The following is an 11,995-nucleotide window of genomic DNA, read 5'->3' as shown; positions in this document are numbered from 1 at the left end:
TTGTTTGGCTGCTATTTTGTATGACAATGTCTTCAAAGGCAGTTACCCTTTGAAGGAGATGATTCAAGGGGTTAAGCTCGGGTAGCCGATATCCGGTATTTCTTGAATGTATGTGGCGTCTTTGTCGTCTCTTTCAGGGTCTCCGAGGGCTTGATGAACTACGATCCAATTGCCGATATCGATTCAAGATTTTTTCGTGAACGGGGAAAGCGCCCGGTCGTGCCGCTGCGGGAGAGGCGTTTGCTGTCCGCTCTTTTGCGTCAGCCCAATCTGCAACGCGCTGAGTTGGCCGAAATCCTCGACATCGACGGTGACACGTTTCATGCACTCATCATGGATTTGTGCGAGCGGCGGCTCATGCGCCTTGGTGAACCCGAAGCAACTGCTTCTGGCGGAAAGTCCAGCCCCAAGCTCCTGCTGAATGCACGCTATTGCTGCTCGATCGGCATTGCGGTTCATACCGACCACGCCTGCGTCGCCCTTATGGACTTTGCTGGTGGGGTCTGGACCCGGTTCTTGTGCATCAGCGGTCAAGGCAGGGACGATACGCTCTCCAGCATTGATGGGGAAATCACCAGCCTTCTGCTCGAAACGGGGTTCGCGCGGGATCATATTTTCGGGCTGGGGTTCTGTCTTGATGGACAGGTGCTTGATCGCACGTCTTTTTCTGCCCATCCAGCCCTCAAGCAATGGTCAAAAGTGCATGTCGGGCCGCTGCTTTCGCAGTGGTATGACCTGCCAATCTGGACGGAAACTGCGGCGCACGCCGCTGCTTTGTGCGAGGCCAGATTTGGGGCCGGGCGCAAGCTGGATACCTTTGTGCATCTGTCGATTGGCCGCTCGCTTGCCTGCGGTCTGGTTGTTGATGGCTCGTTGACGCGCGGGGCATTTGGCAATGCTGGTGTGCTGGACAGCCTGTTGAACACGGGCGATGCGACCAGCGAGCCGTCGCTTCACGGGCTACTGGCGAACCTCAAACAGCATGGGGCTTCGGTTGATGATCTCGGCGCAGTGACAGAGGGCATCAATCTGCGCACACCCGGCGTTTCCCAGTGGCTTGATCAGTCCGCGCCGTCCCTTCATCGGATTCTCAGTGTTTTGACGGGCGTTGTCGATCCCAAGGCGATCGTGCTGGGCGGGCGGATCCGCAAGAACTTGGCCAAGGCCCTCGTCAAACGGACACAATCCCTCGGCCCCATCGCTGGCAGGGACAAGCAACATGCTCCCGGTCTTTTGGTAACCGAGATGCCTCCCGAGGCAGCTGCCATCGGGGCTGCGGGGGTGCCGCTTGAGCGTGTCTTCTTCAGCCCGTCAACATGATCTGATGCTTTTCTGGCTGTTGCCGGATGGCATGGGGTGTCGCTCCGAAACGCTGCTTGTAGAAGCGGCTGAGATGGGACGCATCACAAAAGCCGCTGTCAACCGCGATCCGGGCAACCGATTTCTGGGTCGAGGTCACGAGGTGATGGGCAAAGGATAGCCGGATCGACAGGAAGGCCGCTTGAGGCGACATGTCCAGCTCTGCCCGAAAATGGCGCTCGATGCGGCGCTTGCTTTCGCCAATGCGTTTGGCGATTTCCTTGATGGTCAGTGGCGTGTCGATATTCTGTTGCATGATCAACAGTGTTCGATGGACCAGCGGGTCCTTTGTCCTGAATTCGAGTGTCACGCCCGGTTGCGGCATTTCTGCGTCCTGAGCCCCGTCGATGATCATGATCCGAAGGCTTTTCTGGGCCTGTGCCCGTCCGACATGCTTGTCGACGAGATAGGCGGCCAGATGGGCCGAGCTTGCCCCGCCTGAACAGGTGAGCCTGTCGCGGTCGACCACGAAGATCTGGTTCGATACGGGGTTAAGACCATCGAACTGTTCAAGGAAATTGGGGTCGTGAAACCAGCTTACGCAGCAGCGGAAGCCGTCAAGAAGACCCGCCTGATGCAAAAGGAACGCACCGGTGCAGACACCAACCAGCGGCACGTGCTCATTGGCTGCGCGCTTCAGGTAGCGGGTATAGGCGGGATTGAGGTCCGGTGTTTCATCCATCACCCCGCCAACAACGACGATATAGTCGAAGTCCTTGGGATTGCCGAGGCGCTCATTGGGGCTGACCCGCACTCCGCAGCTTGAGGAGACGGGGGACATGTCATGAGAGAGCACCGACCAGTTGCAGAAAATGGGACGACTTCGATCGCCATCATCGGCTGCCAATCGCAGCACATCGACGAAATTGGCAAAGGCGCACAGGGTAAAGCGCCCCGAGAGGATGAACCCGACCCTCAGGCGCACGTCCCCTCGGCTGCTCGGTCTGGTCGGATTGATGGTCCTCTCCATTGGCTCACATGCTCCGTTCGCTGTTGGCCCCTGCGCGATGCGTGTTCCAGTGTCGTTAAAATCATCTCATTTTGTCGCATTCATACTATACAGCGCTGCATATCGTCGCAATAGTTTCTCTATTGAGTTTTCATACCGACAGTAGATGCCCCGATTGTGTGGCACTCTGCTTTGAATTGACTGGTCCCGCTTCCGTTTTGAAGCGCACCCTGTGCTGCAGGCTGTTCGGAAGACGGGCTAAAACTGAAATAATGGGGCGCTGATGCGACTGTTAGATAAAGATATACTGACGCCCCTTTTTATACTGCGGGGAAGCCAGTTGATGCGATTGCTTCATGGTCCCCTGTTCATCCGCCGGATGGTCGGGTGGCCTTGAAATTCTGAATGACAGAAATTCCGAATGATGGGGATCTGTCGCAGCCGTTCAGCTCGGGCATCTTGCCATGTTGACCGGCTTTATCTGGCAAGGAGTTTTGAAGATGTCCTCATTTCCTCAGCATGCAAAGGTCGTGATTGTCGGGCTTGGCGGGATTGTGGGTGCCTCGGTGGCCCATCATCTGATCGAACGCGGATGGGACGATATTGTCGGTATCGACAAGTCGGGCATCCCGACCGATATCGGCTCAACAGCCCATGCATCGGATTTCTGCTATGCGACCAGCCATGATTTCCTCTCTTGCTGGACCACGCTCTATTCGGTCGATTTCTACGAGAAGATGGGCCATTACGAGCGGATCGGCGGCATTGAGGTGGCGCGTGTTGGCGATGATGAGCGCATGGCGGAGCTGAAGCGCAAGGTGGACTCAGGTCGCGCCTTCGGTACGCGCGCCAAGATGATCTCGACGACAGAGGCCAAGGAGAAATTCCCGCTGCTTGAAGAGGATCTCATTCAGGGTGCACTTTGGGATCCTGATGCCGGTCTCGTCGTTCCGCGCTCACAGACCGTGGCGGGCAAACTCGTCGATCAGGGCGTGAATGCAGGCAAGCTGAAAGCCTTTGCCAATACGTCCGCCTTGGAACTCATCACCGAAGATGGCGTCATCAAGGGTGTGGTGACTGAACGCGGCACGATCCATGCGGATTATGTGGTTGTCTGTGCCGGATTGTGGGGGCGTCTCATTGCAGCGATGGCAGGAGAAGATCTGCCCGTCATGCCGGTGGATCATCCGCTGACCTTCTTTGGTCCCTACAACGAGTATGATGGCACCGGGCTTGAAATCGGCCGCCCCTTGATGCGTGATCAGGGCAATTCGGCCTATATGCGCGACACGGGCGATTCCAAAAGCACAGAAGGTGGCCAGATCGAGTGGGGCTATTATTACGAGTCCAACCCGCGCCTTGTGCATCCGCGCGACATACTGGAGAAGGAAGAGGCGCGCCTGTCGCCCTCCCAGCGTGATCTCGAGCTGGAAGATGTCATCGAACCGCTCGAACGCGCCATGGAGCTGACACCCATTCTCACCGAGCTTGGGTTCAATGAGAGCCATTCCTTCAACGGCCTGTTGCAGACTTCGATTGATGGTGGCCCGGCGATGGGCGAAAGCCAGAAGCTGCGCGGACTTTGGTATGCGGTCGGGATTTGGGTGAAAGACGGCCCGGGCATGGGCAAGCTGATTGCTGACTGGATGACGGATGGCCGTACCGAGATTGACCATGCCAGCATCGATTTTTCGCGCTTCAATCCCTATCAGCTCGAAGAGGATTACATCTACGGTCGCTGCGAGGAAACGGCGGCGAAGATCTACAATCCCCCGGTTCATCCGCGCGAGCCTTTCGGCAACGGACGCAATCTCAGACGCTCGCCCTTCTACGAGCGCGAGGTGGAGCTTGGCGGCTATTTCATGGAGCTTGGGGGCTGGGAACGTGCCCACGGCTATGCAGCGAATGAGCATCTTCTCGAGAAATATGCCGACCGGATTCCGGTGCGCAAGAATGAGTGGGACAATCGCCATTTCTGGCGCGTTTCCAACGCCGAACAACTGGAAATGAGCGAGGATTGCGGCATCATCAATCTGTCGCACTTCCACCTCACGGATATTTCCGGGCCAGATCATGTGGCCTTTCTGGAATGGCTGTGTGCGGCCAAGATCGGTGGCGAGCGCAACATCAATCGCGGCATCTATACCCATTTCCTTGATGATGAAGGCAATGTCCGGGCTGATTTTACGGTGCTGCGGTTTGAAGCGTTCTGCCGTCTCGTCAATGGTGCCGATGCAGGACCGCGTGATCTGCGCTACATGCAGCGGGTGGCGCGAGACAAGGGCTTTGATGTCACTATCACGGAGGTGACGACGGACTTTGTCACGGTCGGCATCTGGGGGCCGAATGCGCGGGTCAAACTGCAGAGCCTTGTTGAGGAACCAGCAGCGCTGCTGTCTGACAGTTTCCCCTTTGGAACGCTCAAACCGGTCACGATTGCAGGCAAGGAAGCGACCGCTTTCCGGATCTCCTATGTCGGCGAGCAGGGATGGGAGCTGCATATGGCCTATGAGGACGGGCTCGCCATTTGGGATGCTCTGCGCTCGACCGGTGCCATTGCTGTCGGTGTTGAGACTTATGCCAACACGCGCCGGATGGAGAAGTCCCTGCGCCTTCAGAATGCTGACCTGCTCACCCAGTATAATCTTTATGAAGCCGATCTGGCGCGGCCCAAGGTCAAGGAGGCTGATTTCCGCGGCAAGGAGAAGCATCTGGAATATCGTGCCCGCGAACACCAGCCTGCCACGCTCTGCACGCTGGTCATGACAGGCAATGAAGATGGGGCGGGTGTCGCGCGCTATCCGGTTGGCACGCTACCCGTGATGGATCCCGAGACCGGAGACGTGCTGGTGGATGATCTGGGACGGCGGTCTTACACGACCTCTATCGCCTTCGGCCCCAGCATCGGCAAGACTATCGCGCTTGCCTATTTGCCGCGCGCCTATTGCGAGAAGGGGCGGAAGCTGAATGTGACCTATTTTGATGAGGTCTATCCGGTGGAAGTCGCTGGAGTTGGCTATGAACCGCTTTATGATCCGGAGAATCTGAAGCCGCGCAGCTAGGCTTTGCCGGTCAGTTCCAATTGATTGATGGTTTGGGGCGAGGACGCAGTCTCGCCCCTTTTATTATTGTAATTTTACAAGCCCGAAGGAATAAGCCGGATCTGTTCGCTGTGGAGTGACAATAATGGCTGCTTTGATTCTGTTCTTTCCTGATTTCTACTTGCACAAGAACTATGCACTTTTCTTCGGTGTAGATAAAATTGGAAGAGAAACGGGAGGCTTGGGCGTGACGGGACCTGATCAAGGAATGATCACTCATGCGTTAAGTTGAGGTGATCTTAATTGATGGGGGCCGCTCATGACGGGGTAGCTCGGGCCTGATCAGGCACGAGCCTTTCAACGAGCCAGTCGGCAAACAGGCGCGCATTCTCCGATGCGCCACTGTGGATGCGAAGGTAGAAAGGGTAGGGGGATTCGATCGACTCTGGCACGAGCTGGATCAGCCTGTCGTTTTTCATATATTCGGTCAGCAGGCTTTCCCAGCCCAGAACGGCACCGATGTGATTCTCTGCAGCTTGGAGCGAGATGAGATAATTGTTGAGGGAGTAGCGCGGGCCTCCGGGGAGTGTTGCGCCGAAGGCGTCGAACCATTCGGCCCATTCCGTCCGGGTGCTGTTGCTTGTCTGCGTGTGAATGAGGGGCACGCTCAGCAGATCCAGAACATTCGTGATTTTATGGTTTTCCAAAAATTTGCGGGTGCCAAGTGCCACGATCCTGCCGCGAAAGAGATGACGGGTTTCATCATGCTCTTCATTCGGATCGCCATAGACAATGCTCAGATCAGGTCCCGGCGGTGTGCCGCTGTCCTGAACGATCTGGGATACTGAAATATCAGGATTATTCTCTAGGAACAGCGCCAAAAATTGCGTCAACCACAGCCCACTGACAGCTGACGTTGAAGCGATGGCGACGCCGGTCTCATCCTGACTGTTGCGAATGCGCGAAACGCACTCCGAAATCGTGGTGAAGCCGCGCTGAAGTGCGACAAACAGCAGAGTTCCCGCTTCCGTGAGTTCAACGCCCCGATAACGCCGCAAAAACAGTGGTTGGGTCAATTCAAACTCCAGTGCCTTGATCCGGTGGCTGACGGCCGCTGGAGTGACATTCAGTTCGGAAGCCGCCTCCTTGAAGCTGAGGTGGCGGGCTGCCGCTTCAAAACAGGCGAGATCGCCAAGCGAGGGGAGGTCGTAGGAGCTGGGCACGAATGAGTCTCCTGTGGGATCTGAATCTGTCAGAAATCATTATAACATTAGCTGGCCTAATTTAACTTTAGAATTTTCGATCTTGTCAAGAACGATCTACAAATGGCTTGATTTAAACTGACTACAGTCTGATCACCTTGGCTGCATGGGAATAGCTTCATGAATGACACGGCTTTTATTTCGGAATTGCTATCTCAGCATCGGCCCGGATACTCGCTCTCTCAGGCCTTTTATACTTCGCCGCAAGTATACCAGTCCGATCTCGAGACGATCTTTTACAAAGACTGGCTGTTCGCGCTTCCCTCCTGTGCGCTTGAGAAAACGGGAAGCTATGAGCGGATGAAGGTCGGCGCCTATGATGTGATTGTTCTGCGTCGGCAGGATGGTGAAATCGTCGCGTTTCACAACAGCTGTCGGCATCGTGGATCGATCATTTGCTCAGGGTTTCAGGGCCGTGTGGCAAACCTGACCTGTCCCTATCATCAATGGACCTATGATCTGAATGGCAAGTTGCTCTGGGCGCGGGACATGGGCGAGGATTTTGATCCGAGCCAACACGGCTTGAAACCTGTTCATTGCCGTGAGGTCGCCGGTCTCGTTTATATTTGTCTTGCGAGTCTTGCGCCGGATTTTGATGAATTTGCCGAAACAGCCGGGCCCTATCTTGCCAAGCATGATCTGGCCAACGCCAAGGTGGCACACAGTTCCACCATCATTGAGGGCGGCAACTGGAAGCTTGTCTGGGAGAACAACCGCGAATGCTATCATTGCGCCGGTAATCACCCCGATCTGTGCCGCACCTATCCTGAGGACCCTGCCGTAACAGGCGTGACTGAGGATGGAGTGTTTCCCGATATCGTTGAAAATCACTTCAGCCGTATGGAGGCGGCTGGAGTTCCATCCCGGTTCAAAATGGCCGATGACGGGCAGTTTCGCGTCGCGCGGATGCCGCTTCTGGAGGGGGCTGAAAGCTATACCGTGAGCGGCAAGATCGCGGTGCGCAGACGGCTCGGGCAGATCCCTTATCTGGATGCTGGTGCGCTTCTTCTGTTCAACTATCCGACCACCTGGAACCATTTCTTGTCCGATCACTCCATCACCTTCCGCGTGACCCCCATCGGTCCGATGGAATCCGCCGTGACCACAAGCTGGCTCGTTCACAAGGATGCGGTGGAAGGGGTTGATTATGATCTCGAAAACCTCAAACGCGTCTGGACCAAAACCAACGAAGAGGACCGGGAGGTTGTCGAGAACAATCAGCAGGGAATCAACTCGCCCGTCTATGAACCCGGTCCCTATTCGGCCAAGGCAGAAGACGGCGTGATGCAGTTTGTCGATTGGTATCTGGGCAGAATGCGAGCAGCCCTGTCTCCGGCTTCGATTGCAGCGGAGTAATGGAATGATCTTGAAGGCGAATTCTGCCATCCGCAACAGCTGGACCGACGACGAGCCGCTCGAATGCGTTTCGGTGCTGCCTGAAACCAAAGACGTGGTCACCATCTGCTTTCAGTCGCCGTCCGGGCGGCCGTTTGGCTTTGATGCGGGGCAGTTCGTCACCCTTGAATTGCCCGTGCTCGGCGGCCCACTCTATCGCACCTATACGATTTCCTCGTCGCCCTCTCGCCCCCTGTCCCTGACCATCACGATCAAGGCCCAGCCCGGATCGATCGGCAGTCGCTGGCTGATCGATAATCTCAAGCCCGGCATGATGCTCAAGGCTATTGGGCCGAGCGGTGTGTTCACCACCACGGAGCATCCGGCGAGCAAGTATCTCTTCATTTCAGCCGGGTCAGGCATCACGCCGATGATGTCCATGACGGCAGAGATCTATGATATCGGGCGGCCCTGTGACGTCGTTCTGGTTAATTGCGCCCGGCGTCCTTCCGAGATCATCTTTCGTGAGCGGCTTGAGCATATCGCCTCTCGCGTTGAAGGCATCGACATCAAATGGGTGGTCGATGAGCGGGATCCCTTTAAGCCATGGACCGGCTTTCAGGGGCGGTTCAATCAGCTGATGCTGGGGCTGGTCGCGCCGGACTATCTGGAGCGTGAGGTCTTCTGCTGCGGGCCAGAGCCCTTCATGCAGGCCGTACGCGAGGCGCTGTCGGTGCTGGGCTTCGACATGGATCATTATCATCAAGAAAGCTTCCATCCGCCAGAAGGGATCGGAGAGAGCACGCCTTACGATGCCTCTGATGATGACAGCCTGCCGCAGGAAGACGAGTTGGCTGAAATCCTGTTTGATGTCTCTGGCGTCAAGCAGACCTGCGCCGAGACAGAGACGGTTCTGATCGCCGCACGCGGTGCTGGCGTTGCGATTCCCTCCGGATGCACGTTCGGGGTCTGCGGTACCTGCAAGATCCGCAAGCTGTCCGGTGATGTTCAGATGGTTCACAGTGGCGGGATCACTGAGGACGAAATCGAAGAAGGCTATATTCTGGCTTGTTGCTCCTACCCACGAGGCAAGGTCTCGGTTGATATGTAAGGCGAGTTGAACGCCGGTTTTCCGTTTGATTGGTCCACGATGGCCGCATGGCTGCGTCAATGCCAGAAAATCCCGTGCTGTGATGCGGGGCGGCTTAATCGAGAGATTTTAAGGAGGAGTGGTGCCGGCAGCAGGATTTGAACCCGCGACCCCCTGATTACAAATCAGGTGCTCTACCAACTGAGCTATACCGGCTTTCTGTCAAAAAACGAAACAAAATCAAAGAGCTGACTGAGGTGCGCTATTCATCTTTTATGATGCTAATGCGCCGGTTTACAGCCGGTTTACAGTTTTTGTTCGTTTGACGTTCTTTTTCGACCCTATGGATGATAGCTCTTAGGACAGTTTCTTTGTCGATGTAAAGCTTAATTATCTTTTCCACATCCGCTTTTTTCCATCCGACGATATCGGCAATTTCATCGTCTTCCAGGCCGGCCAATTTGAAATGCGTGACGGCTGTGCCGCGCATGTCATGCATGGTCTTTTCTATGCCGTGTTTGCTCGCCTGTTTTCGGAAGCTGGCTGATAGCCCCATCCCTGTCCATGGTTTGCCGCGGCTGTTGCAGAGCAGGGTGGTGCTCTTGATCTTCTGCCTGCCCTTGTGGTCGGCTATGTCATTAAGGAGCGTGCGCAGCTCGCCGATGATCGGGACAATGATGGTTAGGCGGCGGCCGCTCTTGTGGGTGCGCCATTCCAGGTGGCTGTCTTTATCGGCGTTGGCGGGGATCGTGACAAGATCCTCACGGCGCAGCCCTGTCATGGTCGCCAGATCGATGACCCATTTTAGATGGTTCGGCGCGTCTGATTTGAATGCCTCGATGTCTTCCTTCTCCCAGATAATATAGGAGCGGTCGGACTTGTGCAGGCGCTTGATCTTACTGATGACATGCTGGGTTATTTCGCCTTCATCTATTGCAAAGTTGAGAATGTAGATCAAAGAGCCGAGCATCTTGTCGGCCTGTCGGGGCGTGGCGCGCCAATTGTTACGCCAGTCCTTTACATCCTTGCGCATCGCCTTATCCTCGAAGGCGGCAATTTCATCCTCTCCGAATTCCTCCAAAATGTGGGGGAAGGCTTCTTCGTAATAGGCGCGGGTTGCCCTAGCTAGCTTTTGGAATTCTGGTGTTATGCGTACGCGGCGGATCAAGTGAGCGATGGTATCACTTTCTGCGATCGGGTTGACAAACCAGTCTGCCCGCTTGTCATGGTAGGCGGCAATAAAAGCTTTTGATACTGGCTCTGGCTCTGGCGCGTGGTCGCGCGTCCAAAAGACAGGAGCGCCCTTTTCTCGTGATACTTTATAGTAGTATCGCACCAAGCCGCCACTTAGCGTTTTCTTGTAACGGTGGATGCCGGTGAGATCAGCCTTGACCATGTTTACGTTTCCTGCGGCGCTCATACGCGCTTTGTGACTGATCTTCAGTAGAGTCTAGATTGCTCAGTTTATCAAGTGCGAGGTCTATTGCGCGTCTGTCATAGCGGCGGTGGCCAGTGATCGGCGGTGGCAATAGTCCATCCCTGATCCAAGCATCAAAGGTGACCGGACTGATGCCGCAATAAGCAGCGGCGGTTTGTTTTGTGAGCAGGCGCGGCGTCATGATGGCCTCCTACAGTCCTGCATAGTCCGGATCATAATCATCGGGGCCGGGCGGCATGTCGCCATAGGCGCCGGGTTCGGCTGATGGCGGGCCGCCATTGCCGGATTTGTCGAGCAAGGTCAGTTTGCAGCTAAAGCCCTGCAAGACGATCTCGGTGATGTAGCGATCGATGCCATTGTTGTCAGTCCACTTTCGGGTCATCAGTTGCCCCTCGAGATAGACCTTCGAGCCTTTCTTGCAGAAGCGTTCAACCACGCTGGCGATGCCATCGGAGAAGATCACCACCCGGTGCCATTCGGTGCGCTCACGTTTCTCGCCTGTCTGCTTGTCCTTCCAACTTTCGCTGGTCGCAACGGACAGATTGGCGATCTTGCGGCCCTCTTGGGTGGTGCGGATGTCCGGGTTTGCGCCCAAGTTGCCCACGAGAATGACCTTGTTGACGGATCCTGCCATAACTCTCTCCTATCCGACTTCGCGCAAAACCATGATGCGCGGGATTCTTTGTTCGACCTGGTCGGCCCATTCGGCGGCGGCGGCTTCGGGCGTGCGAGGGTGAAGCTGACCTTTGCGAGGGATGCCGCGATTGTGCTTGAGGTCGCGCATCTCGGTTTTGATCAAGGTGTCTTCCAGATCCCATAAGTGCTGCTTGATCGCTTCGGACATGACGGCGTCAAGCTCCGCTGCCTGACGGATGCCAAGCAAGAGGGAATTGTGAACGACGGGCGGGAAGGGCGCGCGCAAGACCTTGGTTTGTGCCTCGCCATGGGGATCGGTGGTCGGATCGTTGGTGACCAGCAGGACCGGGCCTTCGGCTATGGCCATGTGCGCATGGAGCAACAGGGCTTCGAGCCGCAGCGCCTTGGGGGCCTTTGCGGCGAGGTCGAGCAGGTGATCGGCGTAGGAATAGGCCGGATGCATCATGCCATACATCCAAGCCCGCGCTGCCAGATGGCGGCCGAGCGTGCGAAAGTCGATCGCGGACAGGTCATAGCCAAGGGGCCAGCTTTCGCCTGTGGCGAGCGTGATGATCGGGTTCATGGCGCGGGCTCCTTCTGGACTGGCCCAGAATGCGGGCCGGAGTGCGGGTTGGGGTGGCCGTGTGGCGCGTTTTGAGCGGTCGGTCGGCCTGGCTCGCTCAGCGTGCTACACAGCATCCACGCAAGCTGCGGGGCGTCATCCCGATTGAGATATTCAATCCGCGCCTTTGGTGCGCCGCCTTCAGCGACCGACAGGGCGACCACCGTGCCGGCCTTTCTGAGGCGATTGCTATAAACGCGCTCGCCAAGTGATACCGGAAATGTGACTGTCTGGGTTGTCATGATGCGCTCCTCCCGCTGGTT

12 protein-coding genes and 1 tRNA gene are annotated in these 11,995 nt (G+C 56.3%); 5 read left to right on the top strand and 8 right to left on the bottom strand.

Annotated elements, in window-relative coordinates; genetic code table 11:
- Positions 1 to 240 precede the first annotated feature (240 nt).
- The gene (locus tag CPH65_RS22100; RefSeq protein WP_157747858.1) at positions 241 to 1,320 is read left to right on the top strand and encodes an ROK family protein; all 1,080 of its coding nucleotides are present in this window, start codon (positions 241 to 243) and stop codon (positions 1,318 to 1,320) included.
- On the opposite strand, the gene CPH65_RS22095 is transcribed toward CPH65_RS22100, so the two are convergent.
- Positions 1,304 to 2,329 (bottom strand): GlxA family transcriptional regulator, encoded by a 1,026-nt coding sequence (locus CPH65_RS22095; protein WP_096175875.1) that lies wholly within the window; start codon positions 2,327 to 2,329, stop codon positions 1,304 to 1,306. The genes CPH65_RS22100 and CPH65_RS22095 overlap by 17 nt on opposite strands.
- A 479-nt stretch (positions 2,330 to 2,808) precedes the next feature.
- Between CPH65_RS22095 and CPH65_RS22090 the strand changes: the two genes are divergently transcribed.
- The gene (locus CPH65_RS22090) at positions 2,809 to 5,370 is read left to right on the top strand and encodes an FAD-dependent oxidoreductase (protein ID WP_096176564.1); all 2,562 of its coding nucleotides are present in this window, start codon (positions 2,809 to 2,811) and stop codon (positions 5,368 to 5,370) included.
- A gap of 124 nt (positions 5,371 to 5,494) precedes the next feature.
- The gene (locus tag CPH65_RS24055; protein WP_157747857.1) at positions 5,495 to 5,641 is read left to right on the top strand and encodes a hypothetical protein; all 147 of its coding nucleotides are present in this window, start codon (positions 5,495 to 5,497) and stop codon (positions 5,639 to 5,641) included.
- 25 nt (positions 5,642 to 5,666) lie between these two features.
- On the opposite strand, the gene CPH65_RS22085 is transcribed toward CPH65_RS24055, so the two are convergent.
- Entirely contained in the window at positions 5,667 to 6,572 is a 906-nt protein-coding gene (locus CPH65_RS22085; protein WP_096175874.1) for a LysR substrate-binding domain-containing protein, read from the bottom strand.
- Between the two features lie 159 nt (positions 6,573 to 6,731).
- Between CPH65_RS22085 and CPH65_RS22080 the strand changes: the two genes are divergently transcribed.
- Positions 6,732 to 7,967, top strand: coding sequence for an aromatic ring-hydroxylating dioxygenase subunit alpha (locus tag CPH65_RS22080; RefSeq protein WP_096175873.1), 1,236 nt, complete (start codon positions 6,732 to 6,734; stop codon positions 7,965 to 7,967).
- Between the two features lie 4 nt (positions 7,968 to 7,971).
- The gene (locus CPH65_RS22075) at positions 7,972 to 9,057 is read left to right on the top strand and encodes a hybrid-cluster NAD(P)-dependent oxidoreductase (protein ID WP_096175872.1); all 1,086 of its coding nucleotides are present in this window, start codon (positions 7,972 to 7,974) and stop codon (positions 9,055 to 9,057) included.
- 119 nt (positions 9,058 to 9,176) lie between these two features.
- Here CPH65_RS22075 and CPH65_RS22070 read toward each other — a convergent pair.
- The 6 genes from CPH65_RS22070 to CPH65_RS24050 all read right to left on the bottom strand — a co-directional run bounded on the left by CPH65_RS22070 (position 9,177) and on the right by CPH65_RS24050 (position 11,974).
- Positions 9,177 to 9,252 (bottom strand) — tRNA-Thr (locus CPH65_RS22070).
- Between the two features lie 46 nt (positions 9,253 to 9,298).
- Positions 9,299 to 10,432 (bottom strand): tyrosine-type recombinase/integrase, encoded by a 1,134-nt coding sequence (locus CPH65_RS22065; RefSeq protein ID WP_157747856.1) that lies wholly within the window; start codon positions 10,430 to 10,432, stop codon positions 9,299 to 9,301.
- On the bottom strand, positions 10,419 to 10,655 hold the full coding sequence (locus tag CPH65_RS22060) for an AlpA family transcriptional regulator (RefSeq protein ID WP_157747855.1): 237 nt from the start codon (positions 10,653 to 10,655) through the stop codon (positions 10,419 to 10,421). Before CPH65_RS22060 ends, CPH65_RS22065 begins: the two co-directional genes overlap by 14 nt.
- 9 nt (positions 10,656 to 10,664) lie before the next feature.
- Positions 10,665 to 11,108, bottom strand: a complete 444-nt coding sequence (ssb, locus tag CPH65_RS22055; protein ID WP_096175870.1) for a single-stranded DNA-binding protein — start codon at positions 11,106 to 11,108, stop codon at positions 10,665 to 10,667.
- Positions 11,109 to 11,117: 9 nt separating this feature from the next.
- Positions 11,118 to 11,693 (bottom strand): hypothetical protein, encoded by a 576-nt coding sequence (locus CPH65_RS22050; protein WP_096175869.1) that lies wholly within the window; start codon positions 11,691 to 11,693, stop codon positions 11,118 to 11,120.
- The gene (locus tag CPH65_RS24050) at positions 11,690 to 11,974 is read right to left on the bottom strand and encodes a hypothetical protein (RefSeq protein WP_157747854.1); all 285 of its coding nucleotides are present in this window, start codon (positions 11,972 to 11,974) and stop codon (positions 11,690 to 11,692) included. Before CPH65_RS24050 ends, CPH65_RS22050 begins: the two co-directional genes overlap by 4 nt.
- Positions 11,975 to 11,995 lie beyond the last annotated feature (21 nt).

Source organism: Cohaesibacter sp. ES.047 (genome assembly GCF_900215505.1).
Classification (GTDB): Bacteria; Pseudomonadota; Alphaproteobacteria; order Rhizobiales; family Cohaesibacteraceae; genus Cohaesibacter.
Note: the sequence above shows the minus strand (reverse complement) of the source record. Positions and strands in the feature narration are given on the sequence as shown.